The sequence below is a fragment of the Comamonas sp. E6 genome, from assembly GCF_001010305.1.
Classification (GTDB): Bacteria; Pseudomonadota; Gammaproteobacteria; order Burkholderiales; family Burkholderiaceae_C; genus Comamonas; species Comamonas thiooxydans.
Genome location: NZ_BBXH01000023.1, coordinates 1 through 25,841, shown reverse-complemented (window position 1 = coordinate 25,841; position 25,841 = coordinate 1). Strand labels below are relative to the sequence as shown.

Annotated in this window: 27 protein-coding genes and 1 pseudogene; 17 read left to right on the top strand and 11 right to left on the bottom strand. The window is 61.3% G+C overall.

The features are described from left to right. Nucleotides 1-29: 29 nt before the first annotated feature. The 4 genes from ftsA (at nt 30) to CSE6_RS26170 (ending at nt 3,959) form a co-directional block, all read left to right on the top strand. Nucleotides 30-1,259: a cell division protein FtsA gene (gene ftsA / locus CSE6_RS19595; RefSeq protein ID WP_003051293.1), complete on the top strand. Its 1,230-nt coding sequence runs from the start codon at nt 30-32 to the stop codon at nt 1,257-1,259. Between the two features lie 146 nt (nt 1,260-1,405). After that, nucleotides 1,406-2,599 carry a cell division protein FtsZ gene (ftsZ, locus tag CSE6_RS19590; RefSeq protein WP_003068965.1) on the top strand — a complete coding sequence of 398 codons (1,194 nt, stop codon included), beginning with the start codon at nt 1,406-1,408 and terminating at the stop codon, nt 2,597-2,599. Between the two features lie 248 nt (nt 2,600-2,847). After that, the gene (lpxC, locus tag CSE6_RS19585) at nt 2,848-3,771 is read left to right on the top strand and encodes a UDP-3-O-acyl-N-acetylglucosamine deacetylase (protein WP_003068962.1); all 924 of its coding nucleotides are present in this window, start codon (nt 2,848-2,850) and stop codon (nt 3,769-3,771) included. Nucleotides 3,772-3,782: 11 nt separating this feature from the next. Beyond that, nucleotides 3,783-3,959, top strand: a complete 177-nt coding sequence (locus CSE6_RS26170; RefSeq protein ID WP_003068960.1) for a hypothetical protein — start codon at nt 3,783-3,785, stop codon at nt 3,957-3,959. A 3-nt stretch (nt 3,960-3,962) separates the two neighbouring features. Here CSE6_RS26170 and CSE6_RS19580 read toward each other — a convergent pair whose 3' ends face one another. Then, complete coding sequence (locus tag CSE6_RS19580) at nt 3,963-4,163, bottom strand: hypothetical protein (protein WP_131324648.1); 201 nt, start codon at nt 4,161-4,163, stop codon at nt 3,963-3,965. Here CSE6_RS19580 and CSE6_RS19575 point away from each other — a divergent pair. Next, nucleotides 4,162-4,590 carry an RcnB family protein gene (locus CSE6_RS19575; protein ID WP_034377101.1) on the top strand — a complete coding sequence of 143 codons (429 nt, stop codon included), beginning with the start codon at nt 4,162-4,164 and terminating at the stop codon, nt 4,588-4,590. The genes CSE6_RS19580 and CSE6_RS19575 overlap by 2 nt on opposite strands. Before the next feature lie 162 nt (nt 4,591-4,752). Here CSE6_RS19575 and ruvC read toward each other — a convergent pair whose 3' ends face one another. The 6 genes from ruvC to CSE6_RS19545 all read right to left on the bottom strand — a co-directional run bounded on the left by ruvC (nt 4,753) and on the right by CSE6_RS19545 (nt 10,930). Continuing rightward, nucleotides 4,753-5,301: a crossover junction endodeoxyribonuclease RuvC gene (gene ruvC, locus CSE6_RS19570; RefSeq protein ID WP_034354317.1), complete on the bottom strand. Its 549-nt coding sequence runs from the start codon at nt 5,299-5,301 to the stop codon at nt 4,753-4,755. 123 nt (nt 5,302-5,424) lie between these two features. Beyond that, on the bottom strand, nt 5,425-6,153 hold the full coding sequence (mtgA, locus tag CSE6_RS19565; RefSeq protein WP_034377100.1) for a monofunctional biosynthetic peptidoglycan transglycosylase: 729 nt from the start codon (nt 6,151-6,153) through the stop codon (nt 5,425-5,427). Between the two features lie 14 nt (nt 6,154-6,167). Then, on the bottom strand, nt 6,168-7,034 hold the full coding sequence (aroE, locus tag CSE6_RS19560; RefSeq protein ID WP_034354311.1) for a shikimate dehydrogenase: 867 nt from the start codon (nt 7,032-7,034) through the stop codon (nt 6,168-6,170). 181 nt (nt 7,035-7,215) lie between these two features. Beyond that, on the bottom strand, nt 7,216-8,076 hold the full coding sequence (locus CSE6_RS19555) for an energy transducer TonB (RefSeq protein ID WP_034377099.1): 861 nt from the start codon (nt 8,074-8,076) through the stop codon (nt 7,216-7,218). A gap of 29 nt (nt 8,077-8,105) precedes the next feature. Beyond that, complete coding sequence (locus tag CSE6_RS19550) at nt 8,106-10,175, bottom strand: ribonuclease catalytic domain-containing protein (RefSeq protein WP_034377098.1); 2,070 nt, start codon at nt 10,173-10,175, stop codon at nt 8,106-8,108. Between the two features lie 170 nt (nt 10,176-10,345). After that, nucleotides 10,346-10,930, bottom strand: coding sequence for a YqiA/YcfP family alpha/beta fold hydrolase (locus tag CSE6_RS19545; protein ID WP_003068947.1), 585 nt, complete (start codon nt 10,928-10,930; stop codon nt 10,346-10,348). A 179-nt stretch (nt 10,931-11,109) separates the two neighbouring features. Between CSE6_RS19545 and rodA the strand changes: the two genes are divergently transcribed. Both rodA and tldD read left to right on the top strand, forming a co-directional pair. Beyond that, complete coding sequence (rodA, locus tag CSE6_RS19540) at nt 11,110-12,291, top strand: rod shape-determining protein RodA (RefSeq protein WP_003068946.1); 1,182 nt, start codon at nt 11,110-11,112, stop codon at nt 12,289-12,291. Nucleotides 12,292-12,675: 384 nt separating this feature from the next. Continuing rightward, on the top strand, nt 12,676-14,136 hold the full coding sequence (gene tldD, locus CSE6_RS19535; RefSeq protein WP_003051333.1) for a metalloprotease TldD: 1,461 nt from the start codon (nt 12,676-12,678) through the stop codon (nt 14,134-14,136). Between the two features lie 70 nt (nt 14,137-14,206). Here the strand turns inward: tldD and CSE6_RS19530 are convergent, their stop codons facing one another. Beyond that, nucleotides 14,207-14,428, bottom strand: coding sequence for an ABC transporter (locus CSE6_RS19530; RefSeq protein ID WP_238585746.1), 222 nt, complete (start codon nt 14,426-14,428; stop codon nt 14,207-14,209). Between the two features lie 297 nt (nt 14,429-14,725). Between CSE6_RS19530 and CSE6_RS19525 the strand changes: the two genes are divergently transcribed. After that, nucleotides 14,726-15,886: a 3-deoxy-7-phosphoheptulonate synthase gene (locus CSE6_RS19525; protein WP_003068944.1), complete on the top strand. Its 1,161-nt coding sequence runs from the start codon at nt 14,726-14,728 to the stop codon at nt 15,884-15,886. A gap of 94 nt (nt 15,887-15,980) precedes the next feature. Here the strand turns inward: CSE6_RS19525 and CSE6_RS19520 are convergent, their stop codons facing one another. Beyond that, nucleotides 15,981-16,352 carry a YqcC family protein gene (locus tag CSE6_RS19520; RefSeq protein WP_012839819.1) on the bottom strand — a complete coding sequence of 124 codons (372 nt, stop codon included), beginning with the start codon at nt 16,350-16,352 and terminating at the stop codon, nt 15,981-15,983. 395 nt (nt 16,353-16,747) lie between these two features. Between CSE6_RS19520 and CSE6_RS19515 the strand changes: the two genes are divergently transcribed. Further along, complete coding sequence (locus CSE6_RS19515) at nt 16,748-17,065, top strand: hypothetical protein (RefSeq protein ID WP_012839818.1); 318 nt, start codon at nt 16,748-16,750, stop codon at nt 17,063-17,065. Nucleotides 17,066-17,232: 167 nt separating this feature from the next. Here CSE6_RS19515 and mpl read toward each other — a convergent pair whose 3' ends face one another. Further along, nucleotides 17,233-18,651 (bottom strand): UDP-N-acetylmuramate:L-alanyl-gamma-D-glutamyl-meso-diaminopimelate ligase, encoded by a 1,419-nt coding sequence (mpl, locus tag CSE6_RS19510; protein WP_034354299.1) that lies wholly within the window; start codon nt 18,649-18,651, stop codon nt 17,233-17,235. A gap of 43 nt (nt 18,652-18,694) precedes the next feature. On the opposite strand from mpl, the gene CSE6_RS19505 reads away from it, so the two are divergent. From CSE6_RS19505 to CSE6_RS19470, 8 genes are all read left to right on the top strand, one after another. Next, nucleotides 18,695-18,928, top strand: a complete 234-nt coding sequence (locus CSE6_RS19505) for a hypothetical protein (protein WP_131326186.1) — start codon at nt 18,695-18,697, stop codon at nt 18,926-18,928. Continuing rightward, on the top strand, nt 18,925-19,527 hold the full coding sequence (locus CSE6_RS19500) for a hypothetical protein (RefSeq protein WP_003068937.1): 603 nt from the start codon (nt 18,925-18,927) through the stop codon (nt 19,525-19,527). The genes CSE6_RS19505 and CSE6_RS19500 overlap by 4 nt, the downstream gene beginning before the upstream one ends. After that, nucleotides 19,520-20,071 (top strand): TlpA disulfide reductase family protein, encoded by a 552-nt coding sequence (locus CSE6_RS19495; protein WP_034377094.1) that lies wholly within the window; start codon nt 19,520-19,522, stop codon nt 20,069-20,071. Before CSE6_RS19500 ends, CSE6_RS19495 begins: the two co-directional genes overlap by 8 nt. A gap of 147 nt (nt 20,072-20,218) precedes the next feature. Next, nucleotides 20,219-20,680: an acetyl-CoA carboxylase biotin carboxyl carrier protein gene (gene accB / locus CSE6_RS19490; RefSeq protein ID WP_003068934.1), complete on the top strand. Its 462-nt coding sequence runs from the start codon at nt 20,219-20,221 to the stop codon at nt 20,678-20,680. A 124-nt stretch (nt 20,681-20,804) separates the two neighbouring features. Then, nucleotides 20,805-22,163, top strand: a complete 1,359-nt coding sequence (accC, locus tag CSE6_RS19485) for an acetyl-CoA carboxylase biotin carboxylase subunit (RefSeq protein WP_003068932.1) — start codon at nt 20,805-20,807, stop codon at nt 22,161-22,163. 142 nt (nt 22,164-22,305) lie between these two features. Further along, the gene (prmA, locus tag CSE6_RS19480; RefSeq protein WP_003068930.1) at nt 22,306-23,196 is read left to right on the top strand and encodes a 50S ribosomal protein L11 methyltransferase; all 891 of its coding nucleotides are present in this window, start codon (nt 22,306-22,308) and stop codon (nt 23,194-23,196) included. Between the two features lie 61 nt (nt 23,197-23,257). Beyond that, nucleotides 23,258-24,520 (top strand): zinc-ribbon and DUF3426 domain-containing protein, encoded by a 1,263-nt coding sequence (locus CSE6_RS19475; RefSeq protein ID WP_080747078.1) that lies wholly within the window; start codon nt 23,258-23,260, stop codon nt 24,518-24,520. 111 nt (nt 24,521-24,631) lie between these two features. Beyond that, nucleotides 24,632-25,531, top strand: coding sequence for a carbohydrate kinase family protein (locus CSE6_RS19470; RefSeq protein WP_034354288.1), 900 nt, complete (start codon nt 24,632-24,634; stop codon nt 25,529-25,531). Nucleotides 25,532-25,634: 103 nt separating this feature from the next. Here the strand turns inward: CSE6_RS19470 and CSE6_RS19465 are convergent. Next, nucleotides 25,635-25,841 (bottom strand): annotated as a pseudogene (locus CSE6_RS19465) (hypothetical protein); the annotation flags it as partial.

Here is a 25,841-nt window from a genome sequence, read left to right as displayed (position 1 = left end):
GACAGAACCTACCGGGGGCGGAAGCTGATATGGCAAGAGAATACAAGGATGTGATTGTTGGGCTGGATATCGGCACGGCCAAGGTCATGGCGGTGGTGGCCGAGGTCATGTCCAATGGCGAGCTCAAGCTGGCGGGCCTGGGCGTAGCCCCCAGCAACGGCTTGAAACGCGGCGTGGTCGTGAATATCGATGCGACCGTGCAAAGCATCCAGCAGGCGCTCAAAGAGGCCGAGTTGATGGCGGATTGCAAGATCCAGCGAGTGTGTACCGGCATTACGGGTAGCCATATCCGCGGTCTGAATTCCAGCGGCATGGTGGCCATCAAGGACAAGGAAGTCTCGTCCACCGATATGGCTCGCGTGATGGAAACCGCCAAGGCCATCAATATCTCGTCCGACCAGCGCCTGCTGCTGGTCGAGGCGCAGGAGTTCGTCATCGACGGCCACGAGGTGCGCGAGCCCATCGGCATGAGCGGCATTCGCCTTGAGGCCAAGATCCATATCGTGACCGGCGCCCAGAGCGCGGCCGAGAACATCATCAAATGCGTGCGCCGCTGCGGCCTGGAAGTCGAGCAGCTGCTGCTCAACCCGCTGGCGTCGGCCCAGGCCGTGCTGACCGATGACGAGCGCGAGCTGGGCGTGGCCGTGGTGGACATCGGCGCGGGAGCGACCGATGTGGCCATCTTCACCGGCGGTGCGATTCGCCACACGGCCGTGATCCCGATTGCCGGTGACCTGATCACCAGCGACATCGCCATGGCCCTGCGTACCCCCACCAAGGATGCCGAGGACATCAAGGTCGAGAGTGGCTATGCCAAACAGTTGCTGGCCGATCCCGATGCCCAGGTCGAAGTGCCGGGCCTGGGCGACCGCAGCCCGCGCATGATCAGCAAGCAGGCCCTGGCCGGCGTGATCGAGCCCCGCGTGGAAGAGATCTTCTCGCTGGTGCAGCAGGTCATCCGCGAATCGGGCTACGAAGAAGTGCTGTCCTCGGGCATCGTGCTCACGGGCGGCAGCGCCGTCATGCCCGGGATGATCGAGCTGGGCGAAGACATCTTTCTCAAGCCCGTGCGCCGCGGGCTTCCCAAATATTCCGGTGCGCTGGCCGACATGGTCGCCCAGCCCCGTGCCGCCACGGTGATGGGCCTGCTCGATGAAGCACGTCTGGCACGTCTGCGTGGCTACAAGGTGGCCCAGAAGAGCGGTTCCATGAAGACCGCTTTTGGCCGGTTCAAAGACTTCATCGTGGGGAACTTCTGATATGAGCACTTATCGCATGTTCATCACCGGACCACCACAGATGGATTTTTCGCGGTATCGACGACGAAGACCGCGAAGACCTCAAGAGTTCGAAATTTCTTTTCCACAGCAGCGACAAACCACCACTAGAGAACAGGAGCACCACCATGCCTATCGACATGATTGAAACCGAAGAATTCAACCAAGGCACGCAGATCAAGGTGATCGGCGTCGGCGGCGGCGGCGGCAACGCCGTCGACCACATGATTGAACGCAGCGTTCAGGGCGTCGAATTCATTACGGCCAATACCGATGCTCAAGCTCTGTTGCGCAGCCGCGCTCACCGCACCATCCATCTGGGTGGCAGCGGCCTGGGTGCCGGCAGCAAGCCCGACAAGGGCCGCGATGCTGCGGAAGCTGCTGTGGAAGATATTCGCGCTGCCATCGAAGGCGCGCACATGCTCTTCATTACGGCAGGCATGGGTGGTGGTACGGGTACCGGTGCATCGCCTGTGATCGCACGAGTGGCCAAGGAAATGGGCATTCTGACGGTGGGTGTGGTGACCAAGCCTTTCGAGTGGGAAGGCGGTCGCCGCATGCAGAACGCTGACGCCGGCCTGGCCGAGTTGGAGGCGAATGTGGACTCGCTGATCGTTGTGCTCAACGAAAAGCTGCTCGATGTGCTGGGCGACGATATCTCCCAGGACGAGGCTTTTGCCCATGCCAACGACGTTCTGAAGAACGCCGTGGGTGGCATTGCCGAAATCATCAACGAGTACGGCCATGTGAACGTCGACTTCGAAGACGTGCGCACCGTGATGGGCGAGCCCGGCAAGGCCATGATGGGCACGGCCAAGGCCGCCGGTCCCGATCGTGCCCGTATCGCTGCCGAGCAGGCCGTGGCCTGCCCGCTGCTGGAAGGCATCGATCTGTCCGGCGCTAAGGGCGTGCTGGTGCTGGTGACTGCAGCCAAGGGTAGCCTCAAGCTGTCCGAGTCGCGTCTGGCCATGTCCACCATCAATGCCTATGCGTCTCCCGATGCGCATGTGATCTACGGCGCTGCCTACGATGACTCGCTGGGCGACGAAATCCGCGTGACCGTGGTGGCCACCGGCCTGTCGCGTCCCAATGTGCGTCGCCAGAACATCCAGGTGGTGCAGGGCGGTCTGCGTACTGGTACCGACAACGTGGCAGTGGGTCTGCCTCCCCTGGGCGGCATGGACTACGGCACGGCCAACACCAATGTGCCCAGCGTCTGGCGCACCAACCGCACCCAGGCTTCGGAGCGCGTGAGCGCGCTGGCGTCTGGCGGCATGGACGATGTGGAGATCCCGGCGTTTCTGCGCAAGCAGGCTGATTAAGCTACCCCTGAGCGGCTTTGCCGCTTCCCCCTCTCTGGCGCTTTGCGCCGGAGGGGGACGACACCCTCGGTGCGGGGCGGCCCTTCCTCGGTGTCTCTGCCTCCGAGTGCGCCAGCGCTTGAGAGTCAGCCGCAAAGGCCTTTGGTTCGTTAAGGACTGATGGCCCATCAGTTCGCTGTATCGCAGCGATTAAGACAACCCTGAGTCGGCGTAAGCCGGCTCGGGGTTGTCCCATTTAAAATACCAGCATGCTTCAGCAACGTACCATCAAGACCATTTCCCGTGCCGTAGGCGTGGGCCTGCACAGCGGCCAGCGTGTCGAGTTGACGCTGCGCCCTGCCCAGCCTGATACCGGCATCGTGTTCCGTCGCGTGGACTTGCCTGAGCCTGTGGATATCCCCATTTCCGCCGAGGCCGTGACCGATACGCGCATGGCTTCCACCATCGGCAGCGGCGGCGCCAAGGTGCATACGGTAGAGCACCTGATGTCGGCCATCGCCGGTCTGGGAATCGACAACCTCTACGTGGACATCACTGCCGAAGAAGTGCCGATTCTCGATGGCTCCTCGTCATCGTTCGTGTTTCTGCTGCAAAGCGCCGGAATCGAGTTGCAGAAAGCGCCCAAGCGCTTCATCCGCATCAAGAGCCCGATCGAGGTGCGCGAAGGCGAAGGCCAGAACCTCAAGTGGGCGCGCTTCGATCCCTACCACGGCTTCAAGCTGCGCTTCGAGATCGACTTCGCTCACCCAGCCGTGGACTCCACGGGACAGTGCGTGGAGTTCGACATGGGTCTGGACAACTACACACGCGACATCGCCCGCGCCCGCACCTTCGGCTTCACCAAGGATGTGGAAATGCTGCGCAACAACGGCCTGGCACTGGGCGGCGGGCTGGACAACGCCATCGTCATGGACGACTACAAGGTCCTGAACAGCGACGGCCTGCGCTATGACGACGAGTTTGCCAAGCACAAGATCCTTGACGCGATCGGCGATCTGTATCTGATCGGCAAGCCCATTCTTGGTGCCTACAGCGCCTTTCGTTCGGGTCACGGTCTCAACAACAAGCTGCTGCGCGCAATGATCGAGCAGCCCGAGACCTGGGAGCTCGTGACCTTCGAGAGCGAGCGCCAGGCTCCTCAGGGCTTTGCCATGCCCGCTCAGGCCTGGTGAGCGAGACCTCCATGTTGATCTTTCGCTGGCTGGCCACCTTGCTGATTCTGGCTTCGGCATTGAGCTTTGCCTTCTATCTGGGAACCGGCAAGGCGCATTACAAGCGCCTGGGCTTTTTGCTGTTCAAGTGGACGGTGATTGCCGGTCTGGCCTTTTTTGCCGTGATGTTTGTCGGACGCATCATCTGAGAACTAATGAATATTGATAGCGGCTTGCCAAATCCGGCTTGGCGTTTCATAGGTTTCTGTTCTGTAAACAGCGCGCAAAAAGTGGTAAATCGGCAGTTGCTCACTTCTTGCGGCGCCGAAATTGGGTAAAGATGGATCTGCTGCGGCCGCCATGACCGGCCGCACACCTTGTTGACCGAAACAATTCGACAAAGGAGTACCCATGTCCCGTTTGACTACCCGCATTCTTTCTGCCTCCATTGCCGCCTGCCTGGGTCTGGGCAGTCTGGCCGTCCAGGCGCAGCCCGGCCCGCCACCCGGCCGCGGCAATGGACATGGAGCGCAGGACATGCGCCATGGCGGTCGCCATGATGATCGTGGTCGGCATGAGCAGCGCCATGACAGGCGCGACGACCGACGTGCCGATCATCACGACAATGGTCGCCGTGGCGGTGGTCCCGACCATAACTGGTACAAGGGCAGTCGCGTGCCGCCGCAATACCGCAGCCAGCACTATGTGGTGAATGACTGGCGCGGCCACCATCTGTCGGCGCCGCCGCGTGGCTATCACTGGATTCAGAACGGCGGCGACTATCTGCTGGTTGCCATTGCCACAGGCGTGATCGCCTCCATGGTGCTGAGCGCCTATTAAGCAAATCACACCATCAAAAAAGCCGTGGCATGTCACGGCTTTTTTTTGTATCGGGCAGAGCTTTGAAGCAGTGTGTGCTCCAGCTCGGGGCTGCGAGGAAAAACCATCCTGCGATCCCTTCCGAAGAGAGAAGGGGAAGCCGCGAAGCGGCTAAGGGCGAGCTCAATAGACCCGTCCGCCCCGGTACATGGCATGTTGCTTGCGGTGCAGATCGGTGGACTTGGCCATCAGCCCCATGGCGGCAGCCGCATGGGCATGGGTGATGGCCAGTCCCAGCGCGTCGGCGGCATCGGTGCCGGGCAGGCCGGGCAGTTGCAGCAGCCGTTTGACCATTTCCTGGATCTGGCTCTTGGCTGCGCGACCATGGCCGACTACGGCTTTTTTCATCTGCAGGGCGGTGTATTCGGAAACCGCGAGATTGGCGTTGACCAGGGCCGTCAGCGCCGCACCACGGGCCTGGCCCAGCAGCAGCGTGGACTGGGGGTTGACGTTGACGAAGACGATTTCCACGGCAGCCACCTCGGGCTGATAGCGTGAGGCGACTTCGGAGATGCCGTCGAACAGCACCTTGAGACGGCCCGGCAGGTCGCCGAGTTCCATCTTGTTGGTGCGTATGGTGCCGCTGGCCACATAGGACAGGCGCTGGCCTTCCATGTCGATGACGCCAAAGCCCGTGGTCTGCAGGCCAGGGTCGATTCCTAGAATTCGCATGGCTGTCGATTATCCACGTACAAAACCTTCACGCTCCATGCGGGTGACAGCAAGCAAGAGCCGCCTCGCGGCGATGCTGCCGTCCTCCTCGGGGAAGGCGCGGGGCCGCCCAGGCGAAGCGCCTCAGGGGGGCGTCACCATCGGTATATAGCGCGCAATCGTGCGACTGCGCTGCGCCAGATAGCGCGATTGCGGCATTTTCTCGAAGCGCTTGGGTGCCGGAAGCATGGCGGCAAGTCGTGCTGCCTCAGCCGCATTGAGCTGGGCGGCACTCTTGCGGAAGTAATGTTGGGCGGCGGCCTCGGCGCCGAACACGCCCTGGCCCCATTCCACATTGTTGAGATAGATCTCCAGAATGCGCTGCTTGCTCAGCATCAGCTCCAGCAATTGCGCCAGCACCAGCTCCTGGCCCTTGCGCAGAAAATTGCGTTCGCCCGACAGCAGCAGGTTCTTGGCCAGCTGCTGGGTGATGGTGGAGCCGCCATAGACCTTGGCGGGCTTGCTGTTGCTTCCTGCTTTTTCGGCCTGCATGGCCCTGGCCTCGGCTTTTGCGTTGCGCTGCCAGGCCCTCTGAACGGCATTCCATTCCACGCCGTGATGGTCCATAAAGCCGGCATCTTCGGAGGCAATCACCGCGCGCTTGAGGTTGCTGGAGATCTGGCCGTAGTCCACCCATTGCTGGCGCCAGCGCAGGCCCTCGCTGCTGTGGGCAAGCTGCCAGGCTTCGGAGCGCTGATAGCTGGTGGACTCTGGATCCAGCCATGCCATGACTGCGATGCGTGCTACAAAAAACAATTGCAGCAGCAGGGTGGCGCAAAGCACCAGCAACAGCAGTCGGCCAAGAGCTTTCATGGTGGGGCGAGGTTTTAGTGAGCGGCTTCGGCGTGCAGCAGAGCGCGCAGTTCGGCCAAGACTTGTGCAGAGGGCGGACGCACGCCGCGCCATAGTGCAAAGGACTCGGCAGCCTGCTCCACCAGCATGCCCAGACCATCACGCGCCAGCGCGCCGTGGCTGCTGGCCCAATTCAGAAAATTCTGGGCGGCGGGGCCGTACATCATGTCGTAGGCCAGACTGCGTGCGTGCAGCACGCTGGCGGGCGCGGGCACCTCAGCCCCAGCCAGGCTGCTGGCTGTGGCATTGATGATGATGTCGAAATTTTGGGTCAGATCAGTCTCAAGCACTTGCCTTTCAAGTGCTACCAGCTCTACGTTATGTAGTGTGGCAATGGCCGCATGCTGCTGGACCAGCGTTTGAGCCCTGGCATGAGTGCGGTTGACCACGACTAGGCGGCGGGGCTTTTGCTCCAGCAAAGAGCCCAGGGCTCCAGCAGCGGCGCCGCCCGCGCCAAGCAGCAGCACATCACGCCCGGCGATGGGCACACCGGCATTGCGGGTGATGTCGGCCACGATGCCCAGGCCATCGGTGTTGTCGGCATGAATGCCGTTGGCACCGAATACCAGCGTATTGGCAGCACCAGCCAGCCGCACGCGCTCGCTGGTGCTGGTGGCCAGCTCGGCCGCCTGCAGCTTGAAGGGAACGGTCACATTGCAGCCCTTGCCGCCGCGCGCGGCAAAGTCGCGCACAAAGTCGGCAAAGCCATCCAGCGGCACCAGGGCGCGGTCATAGCTGACGGGCTGGCCGGTCAGCTCGGCGAAGCGGGCATGAATCCAGGGAGAGCGGCTATGGGCAACGGGGTTGCCCATGACGCAGTAGGCATCAAGCGTATTTGTCATAAAAAGGCTGAAGGAAATCGCTGAGCAGAGTTGGGTGCGCGTTGGGGCAGTGGCCGGAGAGATCGGCGCAGCCTAAGCCAAGGCAGCCGCACAAGGGCCGTCCCGCCGCGCTGGCTGCGTTCCCCGCCTGCAAGCGAAGCGATGCGAGAGCGGGGGAAGACGCCGAAGGCGGCACAGGGGGTCACCTTATGTCTGTTTCCAGTGTCTGCTCGCGTGTGAACCTGAAGCGCGAGACGACGGCGATCTGATCGGCCTTGGTGCGCATGGCAGGGCCGAAGTGGCCGTAAGGGGCTGCGGCGCGGGCAATGGCCTCGGCACGGGTATCGAGCATGCGGTTGCCCGAGCCCTGCACAACCTCGGTGGAAAGCACGCGGCCGTCATGATTCACGGTCAGGATCATGACCAGCTCGCCATACAGCTTCTTGCCCTTGTTCTCGGGGAAGTTTTCCGTGCCCTTGTCTTCCACCTTGCGGCGCAGCGCATCGTAGTAGACGGCGTACACGGCCTCCTTGGTGGCGGGGCTGATATAGCGCTTCTTGGGGCGGGCGTTTTCCGCGTTGATACGCTTTTCAATCTCCGCCAGCAGCTTGATGAGCTGCAAGCGCTTTTCTTCCTGTGCCTCCAGGGCCTTGTTGTCGGCGCTCAGCCGCGGGTCTATGGGGGGCAGCGCGGCCACTTGCTGGCGCAGCTGGGTCAGCAACTGGTTCTGCTGCTCCTGCATGGCATCGAGCTGGCGCTGTTTTTCCTCGAAATCGTCGCCCACTGTCGTCAGGGCCGAGTAGGGCATGGGACTGGTGGAACGGCCCTGGTCGGCATCGCCGCCGCCGGCCAGCGAGGTCTGGGCAATGGCCTGGGCCTTGTCCGGCGTCTCGTTGGCGCGGGCATTGACCAGAATCACTTCCAGAGGCGTGTCCTGAAACACGCGCTCAAAGCGTTCCGGGTCCACGAAACGAATGGTCAGCAACACGGCATGGACGGCGATGGACACGCCCAGCGCCAGCTGCAGCGTACTCAGTCGTCGAAGAGAGGTGGGCAGTTTCACGGCAGCGTCAGGGCGATGAGATGTGGAGATCAGGACTTGGGCTGGTCTGCAGCGGGATCGGCGTCGTTCATGTCCACCGCAATGGAGATGGGGCCGGCCACGGCGTCGTCATCGTCCTCGCCGCTGTCCTCGCCTTCGCTTTCGGCCTCGGCTCCTGCATCCAGGCGCTCGATCAGCGTGCCCGAGATGTCCAGCGAGATCTCGTCGATCTCGCCGAGCTTGACGCGCACATGGGCGCCGCGCGGCAGGTTCTGCGCACCCAGCACGGGCAGCACCAGAGGCAGATTGTCGGCGCGCACCAGGAAGGAGCCGTTGGGGCCTTCCTTGAACACGCTGGCCGTCAGTTCGCTGATGCCGTTCTGCTCCAGATACTTGAGCGTCCAGAAACGCTCCATGCCGGCCTGATAGCCGTTGTAGGCGCTGTAGGCGCCGTCAAAGCTGCTGATGATGCCGAACAGCTCGGCGTCCTTGGGCTTGAAGGGCGCTGCCAGGGCAGCCGTCTTGCCATGGCGGGCGCAGGCAATGATCTGCCACTGATTGACAAGGTCCACATAGCGTCGCAGCGGGGAGGTGGCCCAGGAGTAGGCTTTCACACCGATGCCGGCATGGGGCAAGGCCTTGGTGCTCATGCGTACCTTGACGCCGGGTGCCAGGCTGGCCTGGCTGCGGTAGATGCCGGGCACACCGTGCTCGGCCAGCATCAGTCCCCAGGTGCTGTTGGCCACGATGGCGGCCTCGGCCACGATCAGGTCCAGCGGCGCGCCGCGCTTGCGCACGGTGATCTGCACCTGCTCGCTGCCATTGGGCTCGGCGCCGTCGTTGCCGACGAGACGGAAGTTGTAGTCCGGGCGGTTGAAGTTCTCGGGCTTGCCGCGCACCACTTCGCGATTGGCCTTGAGGAACTTGGACCAGCGCTGTAAAAAGGTGAGTTCCTTGCGCTTGCCCAGCAATGAATCAGGCGTGTTTTCAACCTCGATCGAGGAGTCAGTCAGCCATTCCTCGGTGACGATGTGATCGAGCTTGTCGTAGCGGAAGTTGACTTCCACGGGCACGCGCTCGAGACGGGTTTCGCTGGAGATGGTCTCCAGCGTCTCCTCGTTGATCTGCACATACAGCGAGACCGCGGGGTTGGAGCGGCCCTCGTCCAGCGTGTAGATATGCACCACGTCGTCGGGCAGCATGGTGATCTTGTAGCCGGGCATGTAGACGGTGGACAGGCGGGCGCGGCCCAGCTTGTCCAGCTCGCCGCCGGGCGTGATGGCCAGACCGGGGGCGGCAATGTGGATGCCCACGGTGACGGTGCCCGTGCCCAGGCCCGTGACGGACAGCGCATCGTCGATTTCGGTGGTGGCCGAGTCGTCGATGGAAAAAGCCTTTACATCGGCCACGGGCAGATCGGCCGGCGGCTGAGGGGCCTGCACGGCGGGGAAGCCCGTGCCCTTGGGGAAGTTGTCGAACAGGAAGCGCTTCCAGTGGAACTGGTAGGAAGAGTCGATGGCGCCGGCGCGGTGCAGCAGCTCCAGCGGGGCCAGCTTGGTGGTGCGGCTGGCATCGACCACGGCTTTGTATTCGGCAGCGTTCTTGTCGGGCTTGAACAGAATCTTGTAGAGCTGTTCGCGGATTGCCTGCGGGCATTCGCCGCGGCCCAGTTCCTCGGCCCAGGCGTCGATCTGTGCCTGAATCTGCTTTTTCTTCTCGATGGCGGCAAGGGCTTGCTGCAGGATTTCTGCAGGAGCCTTCTTGAAGCGGCCCTTGCCCGCACGACGGAAATAGTGCGGTGCGTCGTACAGGCAGAACAGCGCACCGGCCTGCTGGGCCAGCGTCGCGGATTCGGAAAAATAGTCACGCGCCAGGTCGGCAAAGCCGAACTCTTCCTCGGGCGCAAATTCCCAGGCCAGATCAAGATCGATCTCGGCGGCCTGGGCCTGGCCCTGAGCGACCAACTCGGCAGGTGCCGGCTTCTCGAACTTGAGCAGGATATTGGCGGCCTTGACCTTGACCCGCTTGCCCGAGTCCAGCTCGACTTGGGCAGAGGATTCGGCTTCGGAGAGGATGCGCCCGGCCAGAAATTTGCCGGCTTCTTCAAACAGTGCGTGCATAACCGCGCATTTTCCCACGAGCCGAACATTCGGCGCTCAGAAGTGATTCAGTTCATGCTTGAGGTCGGTCAATATCAGACGTGGCCCCCGCGCGGTCAGGGCCGTGAACAGGGGGCACGTTGCTGCAATACAGCCGTTTCCTGGGGTGGCGCCTGGAGTCGCCAAGGGCATCAGGCCAAGGCCAGAAATTCGTCGATCCGGTCCAGATACTCGGCAAAGTTGCTCAGGGCGTGGTCGCCGCCTTCTTGCACCAATTGAAGTGCGTGAGGGTAGCGCTCGCTCATCTCGTTCCAGTCCAGCACCTCGTCGCCCTGGGCGATCAACACCATCTCGGGTGCTGCCGGCGTCATGGTGCGGGTGTCGAGCTGGCGCAATTCCTCAATGTATTCGGGGCGAAAGAAGAAGGTTTCCTCGGGGTCATGCCAGCTGGACTGCTCGCCAATGTATTTTTCCAGGTCGCGGGCCGGGTTGACGGCGGGGTTGATCATCACGCTCTTGCAGCGCGCCAGCTGGGCCACCCAGCTGGCGTAATAGCCGCCCAGCGACGAGCCCATGACGGCCATGTTCTGGCGTGGCCAGTTGGCGATGCCCTCGGCGATCACGGCTGCCGCTTCGCGCGGCGAGGGCGGCAGCTGCGGGCACCACCAGCGTACCTTGGAATGCCTGGCACCCACATAGTCCGCCATGATGCGCGCCTTGTTGGACTGGGGGGAGGAGCGAAAGCCGTGCAGATACAGCAGGTGGGTGGTCGTCATAGCGGCAATCTCCTCTGGTAAAAAACACTTCTGTCTCTGTCATTGTGGACTGTCTGCCCCAAGACTATCAGGGGAGAAGGCCTATGGCGGGGGGGAATGAGCGTGGGCCGACTTGAGCCGTCAGCAAAGCTCAACCCTGCAAGCTGCACGGCAGTCGGCTCCCACGATAATTGCGGCCCATGTCCGCCATCGAATTCGATAAGCCCTCGCTGCTGCAACGCATTGTTCCGCTGTTTCGCGGCTTTGATTTTCTGCTGCTTCTCTTTATCGCCATGTTGGCGGGCGCGGGGCTGCTGGCCATGTACTCGGCGGGTTTCGATCACGGCACGCGCTTTGTGGACCACGGCCGCAATATGCTGATTGCGGCAGGTCTGCTGTTCGTGCTGGCCCAGATATCCCCCCAGCAATTGATGAAGGTGGCCGTGCCTCTCTACACCCTGGGCGTGGTGTTGCTGGTGGCGGTGGCGCTGTTCGGCATCACCAAGAAGGGGGCCACGCGCTGGGTGAATGTGGGAGTGGTGATTCAGCCCTCCGAGCTTTTGAAGATCGCCACGCCGCTGATGCTGGCCTGGTGGTTCCAGCGCCGCGAGGGCAATCTGCGCGCCTCGGACTTTGTCATCGCCTTTGTGCTGCTGATGGTGCCTGTGGGCCTGATCATGAAGCAGCCCGATCTGGGCACCTCGCTGCTGGTGATGGCTGCCGGCCTGTCCGTGATCTTTTTTGCCGGCCTGCCCTGGAAACTCATCGTGCCGCCCGTGCTGCTGGCCCTGGTCGGCATTTTCCTCATCGTCTGGTTTGAACCCCAGCTCTGCGCCGATGGCGTGAGCTGGTATTTTCTGCATGACTATCAGCGGACACGCGTCTGTACCTTGCTGGACCCCACGCGCGACCCGCTGGGCAAGGGCTTTCACATCATTCAGGGCATGATTGCCATCGGTTCGGGCGGTGTCTGGGGCAAGGGTTTCATGGCTGGCACGCAGACCCACCTGGAATTCATTCCAGAGCGCACCACCGACTTCATCTTTGCCGCCTATTCCGAAGAATTCGGCCTCATAGGCAATCTCTTCATCATCGTCGGCTTTCTGCTGCTGGTCTGGCGCGGGCTGGCCATTTCCATGAATGCCAACTCGCTGTTCGGCCGGCTGATGGCAGCTGCCGTGGCCATGATCTTCTTCACCTATGCGTTCGTGAACATGGGCATGGTCAGCGGCATTTTGCCGGTGGTGGGCGTGCCTCTGCCTTTCATCAGCTATGGCGGCACGGCCATGGTCACGCTGGGCCTGGCGCTGGGCGTGCTGATGTCGGTGTCGCGGGCGCAGCGGCAACTACCCGGCGGTGATGGGCATATTCCCCATGCGTGAAGACCCGTGATCGGGATTGGATGCTCTTAAAAGGAGAGCTTCAATTCTATGCTTTGCAAGCCTTGAGTAATGGTTTTATGTGAAACTGCGTGCCGGGGCGGCGGGCTTAGATCGTTGAAAAATGTCAGTAGTTCCGTCCAAGGTCTTGCTTCGACTGTAAACAGCGTTTACAAACGGTTCTGGGGGGTCAGAAGACCGATCAAGCGGGAGCGGCAAAGACCCAGGTGGGGTTCTGCAATGCAAAGCGGGCAGGGCGGAACCCGGCAAGTGCGAAGCTAAGTGAATGGAGCGGAATGTTGTTCAGCCTGGTGGGGCAACATTCCGCTCTTTTTTATGCGCAGCCCGAGACAAGTCAGGGCTTGCAGCTATCTCTACAATGCTCTCATGATTTCCCGCGAACCCACCATCGAACGCTTGGCCACGGCCCGTCAGTTGCTGCTTGAGCCCTTCGGCCTGGACGAAACCCATCTTGCGCGTGCGCTTGCCGAAATTCGCTCGCACCAGGTGGATGACGCCGATCTCTACTTCCAGTACACCCGCGCGGAAGGCTGGAGCTTGGAAGAAGGCATCGTCAAGACCGGCTCCTTCTCCATCGATCAGGGAGTAGGCGTTCGGGCGGTCAGCGGCGAGAAGACGGCCTTTGCCTATTCCGACGACATTTCCGAAGCCTCGCTGCTGGATGCCGCACGTACCGTGCGCTCCATCTCCAGCGCAACCCAGACGCGCCGCGTCAAGGCGGGTGCGCAGAAGATTGCGCAAAGCCGCTCGCTCTATCCTGAGCTGGACCCCATCAGCACGCTGGACAGCACGGCCAAGGTCGAGTTGCTGGGCAAGGTGGAAAAGCTGGCTCGCGCCAAGGACCCGCGCGTGGTGCAGGTCATGGCCGGTCTTGCCAGTGAATACGATGTGGTGCTGGTGGCCCGTGCGGACGGCACGCTGGCCGCTGACGTGCGCCCGCTGGTGCGCCTGTCGGTGACGGTGATCGCCGAGCAAAAGGGCCGCCGCGAGGTGGGCTCCTCCGGTGGTGGCGGTCGCTTCGGTCTGGCCTATTTCAGCGACGAGCAGATCAGCCAGTATGTGGACGAGGCCGTGCATGCAGCCCTGGTCAACCTCGAATCGCGTCCCGCACCGGCCGGTGTGATGACCGTGGTGCTGGGTTCGGGCTGGCCCGGCGTGCTGTTCCACGAGGCCGTGGGCCACGGCCTGGAAGGCGACTTCAACCGCAAGGGCTCCAGCGCCTTCAGCGGCCGCATCGGTCAGCGCGTGGCCGCCAAGGGCGTGACCGTGCTGGACGACGGCACGATTGCCGATCGCCGTGGCTCTCTGAACGTGGACGACGAGGGCCATGTCAGCCAGAGCAATGTGCTTATCGAGGACGGCATTCTCAAGGGCTATATCCAGGACTCCATGAATGCACGCCTGATGGGCGTCAAGCCCACGGGCAATGGCCGTCGAGAAAGCTATGCCCACATCCCCATGCCGCGCATGACCAACACCTATATGCTGGGTGGCGACAAGGATCCGCAGGAGATCATTGGCTCCATCAAGAAGGGCCTGTACGCCACCAACTTCGGCGGAGGTCAGGTGGACATCACCAGCGGCAAGTTCGTGTTCTCTGCCAGCGAAGCCTACTGGGTGGAAAACGGCAAGATCCAGTACCCCGTCAAGGGAGCGACCATCATCGGCAGCGGCCCGGAGTCGCTCAAGCACATCAGCATGATAGGTAACGACATGCGCCTGGACTCGGGTGTGGGCACTTGCGGCAAGGAAGGCCAGAGCGTGCCTGTGGGCGTGGGCCAGCCTACGCTGCGCATTGACGGCCTGACAGTTGGCGGCACGGCCTGATAGAGGTTTCATGGCGGGTCTGCCCGTCGTGAGCACCAACCCCCGCTTTGCATGGCAGAGCGGGGGTTTTTCATTTCAGTGTGCTGCAGACCATTCGCCACAGACCGCTTACGGCAAAAAAGCTTGTGGCAAACCGCTGTAGATCGCCTGGCAGCAGGGTTTTTTCATGGCGTTTCGTGGTCTTGCCCTGAATATTGCTGATGCGCTGAAAAATTGCACTGATTATGGGTAAATTGAAATTAAAATCAATAAAATTCTGAAAAATAAGAAAAAACGCAAAAATATTGCGCATGAATAAATTTTGAAAAATGCGCCATTTCAGAGGGAAAACCTGTTTTTGACAGAACGGCGGTGCGAGCTGCTGATGTTGCAATGCAAAAGAGCTGTGCTACATTGAAAGACATGCAAACGCAACGCGCCTATTTCTTTTACTTTTGGTTCTCGCCCCCGGCGGCTGAGAGGTAAACGCGCGCACCCTGCAAACACCTCCCAAAGAACCGCCGAAGCTGCAAAGCCCGGCGGTTTTTTTTCACCCCTACGTTTCAGCACCCCCGGTTTTCAACGATCAAACACCTCACGAAAGATTGCCATGACTGCTCTGAACACTTCCGCCACCGATTCCTGGTATCGCGCCGGCTCTCCCAAGACAGGCCAGACCGACGACGCACGTATCAAGGAAATCACAGTGTTACCCCCTCCAGAGCACCTCATTCGCTTCTTCCCCATTCGCGGCACTGCCGTGGAGACGCTGATCAGCGACACCCGCCGCAGCATCCACAACATCATGCGTGCGCAGGACGACCGTCTGCTGGTCATCGTCGGCCCTTGCTCCATTCACGATCCGGCTGCTGCCCTGGACTACGCCCGTCGTCTGGCCGTGGTGCGCGAGCAGTACAAGGACACGCTGGAAGTGGTGATGCGCGTCTATTTCGAAAAACCCCGCACCACCGTGGGCTGGAAGGGGCTGATCAACGATCCCTACCTGGATCAGAGCTATCGCATCGACGAAGGCCTGCGCATTGCGCGCCAGCTCCTGATCGACATCAACCGCCTGGGTGTGCCAGCGGCCAGCGAGTTCCTGGACGTGATCTCGCCCCAGTACATCGGCGATCTGATCAGCTGGGGCGCCATCGGTGCCCGCACCACGGAAAGCCAGGTGCACCGCGAACTGGCTTCGGGCATTTCGGCGCCGATTGGTTTCAAGAACGGCACGGACGGCAATATCCGTATTGCCACCGACGCGATTCAGTCGGCCAGCCGAGGCCACCATTTCCTGTCGGTGCACAAGAACGGCCAGGTCGCCATCGTGCATACGGGCGGCAATCAGGACTGTCACGTGATTCTGCGCGGTGGCAAGACACCCAACTACGATGCCGAGCATGTGGCGGCCGCCTGCAGGGATCTGGAGACAGCGGGCCTCACGCCTTCGCTGATGGTGGACTGCAGCCACGCCAACAGCAACAAGCAGCATGAGCGCCAGAAGGATGTGGCCCGTGATATCGCGGCTCAGATCGCCGGTGGCTCCAGCAGCGTGTTCGGCGTGATGATCGAAGGTCATCTGGTCGGCGGTGCTCAGAAGTTCACGCCCGGCAAGGACGAAGTCTGCGATCTGACCTACGGCCAGAGCATTACCGATGCCTGCCTGGGCTGGGATGATTCTCTGGCAACGCTGCAAGAGCTGTCGCAGGCCGTGAGCCAGCGCCGCGCTGCTGCGCTCGCCAGCAAGCAGGAAGCCGAAGTGCTCGCCTGATCGATAAAGCGGGCGTGAACGAAACAGGCCACAGGGAGTATTTCCTGTGGCCTGTTTGTTTTTCTATATGGGAATGGGCTGCTTGCTTGCTCGATCAGTGTTTGGTGTCCGGCGTTGATGCCGGTGTCATTTCGCATCCATTGAGGGTGGCATCGATGCGGTTGAGCAGGCGCAGCAACTGCTGCTTGTCAAAGTCGGTGCGCTGCTGCCACTCGTGGTCGGCCAGCGGATAGACATGGCTTTGGTGGGGGAGGCTGCCTTTGGCATCGATCACGGCGCGCAGGCGCGGGATGAACACCCATTGCAGCCACTCGTGCAGCTTGAGCGTGTCGTACATGAAAGGCGTGGTGGATTCCAGTGCCTTGGGGTCTGGGGCTACGGCGGACCAGAGCTTCTGGACCTGAAGTTCGGCTTCCAGCTGCAGCAGATGCTCGCGTATTTCTTGGTGGATGTTCTCAGCGGTCATGGTGATGGTTCCTGAAGGCGTTGCAAGGCCTGCAAACTGGTATTCGTCAAAGATTTATGCAGTATGTAAGTCCTCTCGTCACATTTTCAAGGCAGGAGCCTGGATGGAGATAACTGGCGGGTTACGAGTCCGTAATGACACTTGAAAAAGACGGTTTTGCCCTTATATTCTTGCCAAGCATGCGAGCAATGCTATGAAATTTAAAGATTTTTCATTGCTTTGCATGCCATGTTCCTGTAACCACTGTGATGCTTGATGCAAGTCTTTCAGGCCATGCATTGGTTGCCGCAGCTGTTTGCAAGCCGTCAGCTTGCAGCGTCTTCAGCACCGCGGTCACTATTAAGCTGTGGCCACGACAACGAATGGTGCAAGAGTCACCAGGTCAGAGGAGATTTATGCGTAGTGAAGTAATCGTGGTTTTGGATGGCGACCGTGAATACCGGGTCGATACCCAGTCGCTGTCCCCTATCAGTTCGGACGAAGGCCGACGCTGGCTGGATCAGCAGTTTGTCTCGCTCGAGTGCGAGCCTTTGCGGGCCACCGGCAAGGTGTTGCTGGCTGACAAGCTGGTGGTGGTGGCGCGTGAGGCGCGCAATCGCCCCGAGCTGTTTGACAACGAAGACTGGCGCAACAGCTATGCCCTGGCAGCGCATGCAGTGCTGTCCAAGCCCTTGATCCGGGTGGATGTGCCTGCGATGTCGATAAGTTATTGACACCCCTGAGCCGCTGCGCGGCTTCCCCCTCTCTGCTTCGCGGAGGGGGCGACAGCCTCGCTGCGAGACGGCTCTTGCTTGCTGTCCCCATGTGGAGGCATGCCAGTTTTGAAGATCGCTAATAAAAAATGCCCGCGTTGTGAGCGGGCATTTGCTTTTTTGGAAACCTATTTCAGCGCTTCCAGCAGCTTGGCGTGGATGCCGCCAAAGCCGCCGTTGCTCATGCAGACGATATGGTCACCAGGGCGGACGACGGCGCTGATCTGCGCTATCAGGGTCTCGATATCACCTGCTACCTGAGCGCGCTGGCCGGGGCCTACGCCCATGGATTCCAGGGCTTCGGCGGCATCCCAGTCGAGGCCTGCAGTGTGGCAGAAGACCAGATCGGCGCTTTCCAGCGACCAGGGCAACTGGCTCTTCATGGTGCCCAGCTTCATGGTGTTGCTGCGAGGCTCGAACACTGCCAGGATGCGGGCCTCTGCCCCGAGCTTGCGGCGCAGGCCGTCCAGGGTGGTGCGGATGGCTGTGGGATGGTGGGCGAAGTCGTCATAGACCTCGATGCCGTTGACCGTGCCGCGCAGTTCCATGCGACGCTTGACGTTCTGAAAGCGCGACAGGGCTTCGCAAGCCACCTCGGCACTAACGCCCAGATGGTCGGCGGCAGCGATGGCGGCCAGTGCATTGAGCTGGTTGTGCACGCCGGTCAGGCTCCAGCGCAGTTGCGCCACCTTTTTGCCGCGGTGCAGCACGGCAAAGTCGCTGGGATCGCCATCGGCGCTGAAATCGCTGACAGCCGAGCCGAAGCTCCGCACTTCACTCCAGCAGCCCTCGGCCAGCACGCGGGTCAGGCTCTCTTCCAGGCCGTTGCTCACCACACGGCCGGTCGACGGTACGGTGCGTATCAGGTGGTGGAACTGGCGCTCAATGGCTGCCAGATCGTCAAAGATGTCGGCGTGATCGAATTCCAGGTTGTTGAGCACGGCCGTGCGGGGGCGGTAGTGCACAAACTTGCTGCGCTTGTCGAAGAAGGCGGTGTCGTACTCATCGGCTTCGATCACAAACACGGGTTCGTCACCGACGGGGCCAGGACCAGCGGCGGGGCGCTGGGCCGCACCGAGGCGGGCGGAGACGCCAAAGTCCAGCGGTACGCCGCCGACCAGGAAACCGGGTTGCAGACCTGCGCACTCAAGCACCCAGGTCAGCATGGATGTGGTGGTGGTCTTGCCGTGGGTGCCGGCCACGGCCAGCACATGGCGACCGCGCAGCACATGCTCGGCCAGCCATTGCGGGCCGCTGGTATAGGCGGCGCCGGTGTCCAGAATCGCTTCCATCAGCGGGAATTTGGGCGATCCGTCGGGCAGACGTTTGCGGCTGACGACGTTGCCGACCACATACATATCGGGCTTGAGCGCAATCTGGTCGGCGCCATAGCCCTCGATCAGCTCGATGCCCAACTGGCGCAGCTGATCGCTCATCGGCGGGTAAACACCGGAATCGCAGCCCGTCACCTTGTGACCGGCTTCTCGTGCCAAGGCGGCCAGGCCCCCCATGAAGGTGCCGCAAATGCCCAGAATATGTATGTGCATGGCCGGGGATTCTACGTTTGCCTGCATGACCTGGAGGCAAGCCATGGCCCGCCTGAGCGCTGACGGTAACCTTTCTTACCAAATTGATAGCTGGTTGCGCATGACCTATATGGATTTAAATGTGTTTTTACTTTCGGTTCGATACGAAACGGGTGCTAGCAGCTATCAAAACCTTGGTCTGTACGGTCCAGGTCAAAGTGCGGTCATTCATCTGGGTCACAATGCGAGCATGATCTGCCGCGCCTGCTGCGGCGGGCGTGATGAAATAGCGCTATGAGTTTGGATAACGTGACTGCTGAAATCGCTCAGACAGCGGCCCGCCTGGTGGTGGAGGAAGGCCTCGAATGGGGTCCGGCCAAGCAACGGGCCGTGCGTCAGCTCGGCCTGCCCGGCCGCACGGCGCTGCCCGACAACGACCAGCTTGAAGAAGCGGTGCGTGAATATATAGAGCTGTTCTGCGGCGACACCCAGCCGCAGGAGTTGCAGGCACTGCGCGAGCTGGCCCTGGTCTGGATGGACAGGCTGCAGGAGTTTCGCCCGCATCTGGCCGGAGCAGTCTGGCGCGGCACGGCCACGCGGCTGTCGGATATCTATCTGCAACTGTTCTGCGATGATCCCAAGTCTGCCGAAATAGCGCTCATCAACAACCATGTGCAATACGAGCCGAGCACGGTCACAGGCTTTCAGGGCAAGCCGGTCGAGGCACTTTCCATTCATGCACTGTGCAAGCCGATCAATGAAACCGTGGGCGTGCATCTGCTGGTCTACGACCATGATGATATGCGCGGTGCCATGAAGCCCGACAGCCATGGCCGCAGCCCGCGTGGTGATGCCAAGGCCTTGCGCAAGCTGCTGCAGGAGAGCTGCGATGAGTGAAAACACCTCTGAGAACAAGTCGACCAATGGCTCGCGCCGCCTGTGGCTGACCGGCGCAGTGGCCGCAGTGGCTGCCGGGGGCGGCGCCGGCGTGGCCTGGTGGCGCAGTCAGCCTCAGGCCATGGGCCCTGGCGCCGAGGCGCAACTGTGGGGTCAGACCTTTGAAACGCCCGATGGCAAGCCTTTTGCCATGGCGGGCTTCCAGGGGCGCCCCTTGCTGGTCAACTTCTGGGCCACCTGGTGCCCGCCCTGTGTCAAGGAGCTGCCCATGCTCAGCGAATTTGCGGCGCAGCAGGGTGCAAAAGGTATTCAGGTTGTTGGCCTCGCGGTCGACAAATCCGAGGCCGTGCTGCGTTTTTTGCAGCGTCAGCCTGTGCAATTCCCGGTAGCCATCGCCATGCAAGGGGGATTGGGATTGAGCAGAAGTCTGGGTAACTTGCAGGGAGGCCTGCCATTCACGGTTCTGTTTGATGCCAAGGGGCAAGTGCGGCAACGTAAAATAGGCGAGCTTTCCAGCGAAGATCTGACAGATTGGAGCAAATAGAGCGAATGAACATTGCTCTTGTCGTCAGAAAAGTGTAGGTAACTAAATTCCATGGCGACGTTAGTGAAAAATATCTGCCAATGCACGCAGAAGGACGAATTTGAGGTAAATTCGCGCCCTGTTTAGAAATACGTCGCTGGAGCTCCCATGGATTTGCGAAAACTCAAGACCCTTATTGATCTGGTGTCCGAATCGAATGTGTCGGAACTGGAGATCACCGAAGCAGAGGGCAAGGTCCGTATCGTCAAGAGCGAAGGTGTGGTTCACCAATACGTTGCTGCCCCCGTGCAAGCCGCTCCTGTGATGGCTGCCCCCTTGGCGGCAGCTCCCGTTGCCGCTGCTCCCGTGGCGGCCGCAGCCCCTGCTGCTGCTGAAGGCCATGTGGTCAAGTCGCCCATGGTCGGTACCTTCTACCGTGCCTCCAGCCCCGGCGCCAAGCCCTTTGTGGATGTGGGAAGCCAGGTCAAGGAAGGCGAAACCATCTGCATCGTTGAAGCCATGAAGATCCTCAACGAAATCGAAGCCGACAAGACCGGCACCATTGTTCGCGTTCTGGGTGAAAACGGCCAGGCTGTGGAATACGGCCAGCCTCTGTTCGTGATCGAGTGATAGATCATGAGGCGTTGCGTGCAGTTCGCATGGCAGCGCCGAGGTGCGCTAGCCACTGGCTGCGCGACTGAGTCATTGGCAGTAGTCTGTGCTGCGGCACAGGCACCAAGCTGCGAGGAACTTCATGTTTAAGAAAATTTTGGTTGCCAATCGGGGCGAGATCGCCCTGCGCATCCAGCGCGCTTGCCGTGAGCTGGGTATCAAGGCGGTGATGGTGTACTCCGAAGCCGACCGTGATGCCAAGTACGTCAAGCTGGCCGATGAGGCCGTCTGTATCGGCCCGGCTCCTTCTCCGCTGTCCTACCTCAATATGCCGGCCATCATCTCGGCTGCCGAGGTGACCGATGCAGAAGCCATCCATCCCGGTTACGGTTTCCTGTCTGAGAACGCCGACTTTGCCGAGCGAGTGGAAAAGAGCGGCTTCACCTTTATCGGCCCGACTCCCGAGAACATCCGCACCATGGGTGACAAGGTTTCGGCCAAGCAAGCCATGATCAAGGCCGGTGTGCCTTGCGTGCCCGGCTCGGACGGCGAACTGCCCGATGATCCCGCGCTCATCAAGCGCATTGCAAAGACCATCGGCTATCCCGTGATCATCAAGGCCTCGGGCGGCGGCGGCGGTCGCGGCATGCGTGTGGTGCACACCGAAGCTGCGCTGATCAATGCCGTGCAGATGACCAAGGCCGAAGCTGGCGCTGCTTTCGGCAATCCTGCCGTCTACATGGAAAAGTACCTGCAGAATCCGCGTCACGTGGAGATCCAGGTGCTGGCCGATACGCACAAGAACGCCGTGTATCTGGGCGAGCGCGATTGCTCCATGCAGCGTCGCCACCAGAAGGTGATCGAGGAGGCTCCGGCTCCCGGCATTCCCCGTCGTCTGATCGAGAAGATCGGCGAGCGCTGCGCAGCGGCTTGCAAGAAGATCGGCTATCGCGGTGCGGGTACTTTCGAGTTCCTGTACGAGAACGGCGAGTTCTACTTCATCGAGATGAACACCCGCGTGCAGGTGGAGCACCCCATCACCGAGCTGATCACGGGCATCGACATCGTGCGCACCCAGATCATGATCGCTGCCGGCGAGAAGCTGCCTTTCACCCAGCGTCAGGTCGAGTTCAAGGGGCACGCCATCGAGTGCCGTGTGAACGCCGAAGATCCGTACAAGTTCATCCCTTCGCCCGGCCGCATCTCCATGTGGCATGCTCCCGGCGGTCCTGGCGTACGTGTTGACACCCATGTGTACAACAATTACTTCGTGCCGCCCAACTACGACTCCATGATCGGCAAGATCATTGCCTATGGCGATACCCGCGAGCAGGCCATGGCCCGCATGCGCACGGCCTTGCTGGAGACCGTGGTGGAAGGCATCAAAACCAATATTCCGCTGCACCAGGATCTGATGGTCGACTCCAAGTTCATGGAAGGCGGCACCAACATCCACTATCTGGAAGAGTGGCTGACGCATCGCACGCCCAACAAGCGATGAGATCAGGAGCCTTGCTGCTCTGAGTTCCCATGCTGGCCTCTGGCAACGGAGGCCAGCATTTTCGTTTTTCAGGAAAGTACAAGTGCGTTCTCTCCATCAGGGCTGACCTGGCATGGAGACGCAGTTGCTAGAAAGGATGGCCATGTTCGAGCTGAGCCTGCTGTGCCCCGAAGATCGGGTCGAAACCATTAGCGAAGCGCTGGATGCACTCGATGCATTGAGCGTGTCCGTAGAAGATGCCGATGCGCAGACCGAAGCCGAGCAGGCACTGTTCGGCGAGCCTGGCATGCCCGCACCGAAGGAAGGCTGGAACCGCAGCCGCGTGATCGCCCTCTATCCCGACGAAGCTGCGGCCACCGAGGCGCGTGATCTGCTGCTGCCGCAGGACTTTTTTGAGGGCTGCAAGATTCTGGCCCTCAAGCCCGTGCCCGAGCAGGACTGGGTGCGCCTGACGCAGTCGCAGTTCGAGCCCGTGGATATCACGCCCGAGTTCTGGATCGTGCCCACCTGGCATGAACTGCCCGAGCAGGCCAAGGTCAGCATCCGTCTGGACCCTGGTCTGGCTTTCGGTACCGGCACCCACCCCACTACTCGCATGTGTCTGCGCTGGATTGCACGCCAGCCCAAGGGTACCCTGGGACGCACGCTGGACTATGGCTGTGGCTCGGGCATTTTGGCCATTGGTGCAGCCAAGTTCGGCGCGACTGATGTGGATGCGGTGGACATCGATCCCGCGGCCGTGGAATCGACCAACTACAACACCAGTGCCAACCATGTGGAAGTCAGGGCCGGCCTGCCAGATGCGGCTGGCGGCGAGTACCAGACCGTGCTGGCCAATATTCTGGCTACGCCGCTCAAGGTGCTGGCGCCGCTGCTGTGCGGTCGTGTGCAAGCTGGCGGCAATCTGGTGTTGGCGGGCATTCTGGAACGCCAGGCCGACGAGCTGAAGGAGGCCTATGCGCCTTATCTCAAGCTGGAGGTGGCCGACAGCGAAGACGGCTGGATTCTCATGACTGCACAGCGAGCAGCCTGATTGCGATGCAAACCCGCAGCCAGCAGGTGTGCGGGTTGTTGCTGCCTACAATTGAACCCTGATGAGCCAAGTCACCCGTTGCCCCTCCTGTGGAACCCGCTTCAAAGTGGTCGCCGACCAACTGCGCATCTCGCAGGGCTGGGTGCGCTGCGGGATGTGCCAAAGCGTCTTTGATGCCTCGCAGGATTTACAGTCCGTGCCCGACGAGCTGCTGCAGCCGGAAGCTGCTGATGCGCCGCAGAAGCCTGCCGTGCAGGAGGTGCAGCCGACGGAAGCCGGAGAACAGCGGACGCCGGTTTGGCCGCAGCAGGATGCCGCGGATGCTCCCGCCCCCGATACGCAGAAGGCTGAGGCCTTGCAGGAGTTGGCATCGGATTCGGTGGACGCGGTACCGACTGTTGCCCCGGCAGCAGAGCCTGCCGATGTGGTTTCCGAATCCGAGTCGTCCATGCCCGGGATGGCGGATGCACAGCCCTCGTTTGTCGATCAGGCGCGTCCTCTGACTGAAGAGGATGCAGCAGCTGCTCAGCATGATCCTCATCCGGACGCGAGCGAGCCGGAGGATGGGCTGAAGTCTGGTGATATTCCCGCTCCCGCCGAGCCGGAGCCGGAGCTGCTTGTGCAGCCGCCGTCGAGCGAGGTCCTGATGGCCGAGGCCGCGCAGGACCTCAAGGATGAGGCCCAGGCCGAAGCTGTCTCGAAGGAGGCGCTGCTGCATACCGATATCGGCGCTATACAACCCGCCAGGGACCGGGCGCAGGCTGTCACGGATGCGGATCGGTATGAGGCCGCTGCCATTGCCGGCAATGAACCTGGCTTTGTGCGTCAGGCCCGCCGGCAGGCGTTCTGGCACTCGGCAGGCATGCGTGTGGCGCTGGTGCTGGGCTCGCTGGTAGCCGTAGCCGGTGTCGTGGGGCAATATGCCTGGCTGCAACGCGATGTGCTGGCTGCGCAATATCCGGCGCTGGCCCCTGTGCTGACCAAGGCCTGCAGCCTGGCGGGTTGCGAGCTGCAGGCCCGCCGCGCGATTGCCGATGTGGTGATCAGTGGCTCGGGCTTCAAGCAACTTGCCGATGACCATCAGTACCAGTGGAGCCTGACATTGGAGAACCGCTCCGATGTGCCAGTGGCCATGCCCATGGCCGAGCTGACCTTGACTGATGCACAGGACAGGCCTTTGCTGCGCCGTGTGATCGACCTGAGGCTGCTGGGTGCCCCGGAGCAGCTGCATGCCCGTCAGGAGTGGAGCGTGAACGTTCCTGTGCAGGTGCAGGACCTCGGCGCCGCAGTGGCGGGTTACCGGGCGCTGGTTTTTTATCCCTAATACGGCTTGTGCCAATTCGGATCAGGCAGGGTGTTTCGTCAATAGAAATGCCCGTTGTACATCCTTGTTGGCGCAAGCCCCCCTTCATTCATTTCTGAAAGAGAACGCACCATGGCCGCTTTGATCTGCGGGTCGCTGGCATTCGACAACATCATGACCTTTGAAGGTCGTTTCGTAGACCAGATTCTTCCCGACCAGCTGCACATACTGAATGTATCGTTTCTGGTGCCCACGCTGCGCCGCGACTTTGGTGGCTGTGCCGGCAATATTGCCTATAGCCTGAAGCTGCTCGGCGGCGATGCGCACCCCATGGCCATGGTGGGCAGTGACGGTGCGGATTATGTGCAGCGCTTCAAGGAGCTGGGCATTGAGACCCGTCATGTGGGTCAGCTGCAGAGCACGCATACGGCGCAGTGCATGATCATGACCGACCATGACAACAACCAGATCACGGCTTTCCACCCAGGCGCCATGATGCAGGCGCACGAGAATCGCATCACTGCCGACATGGCTGCCGATGTCAAGATCGGCATTGTTGCTCCCGATGGCCGTCAAGCCATGATCGAGCACGCCGCCCAGTTCAAGGCTGCAGGCATTCCCTTTGTGTTCGATCCCGGCCAGGGCCTGCCCATGTTCAATGGCGACGAGCTCAAGGCCTTTATCGAGCAGGCCGACTGGGTGGCAGTGAACGACTATGAAGGCAAGATGCTCAGCGAGCGCACGGGCCTGAGCTTTGACGAGATCTCGCACAAGGTGCGCGGCCTGGTCGTGACCCTGGGCGCCGAAGGTTGCGAAGTCTGGCAGCAGGGCGAAAAGACATTGGTTGCTCCGGTGAAGCCCGCTGCCGTGGTCGATCCCACAGGTTGCGGCGATGCCTGGCGTGGTGCCTTCCTGTTTGGTCTGGAGCGTGGTTGGGATCTGGTGCGTTGCGCCGAACTGGGAAACCGCATGGGTGCGCTCAAGGTTGCGCATCGCGGCCCGCAGAACTATCAGCTGGACTTTCAGCCCTGATTTGGTGTCCGTGCCCTGAGGGCACTGATATCAGGCATGTAAAAAAGCCCGACTCTCGCAAGAGAGGCCGGGCTTTTTTATGGCGTGCAGGTCAGCGAACCGATCAGGGCTTGTTACCTGTGGGGAAGGGCCAGGCGGCTTGAGGTGCCAGGCGGGTCTGTGCCACGGGTGCAGCGGTTTCGGTTACTGCGGCAGGAGCGGGTGCTGCTGCAGCCTTCTTGGGAGCAGCGGCCTTGGCAGCAGTTGCAGCCTTCTTGGGGGCAGCCTTTGCAGGAGCGGCGGCCTTGGCAGCAGTCGCAGCCTTCTTGGG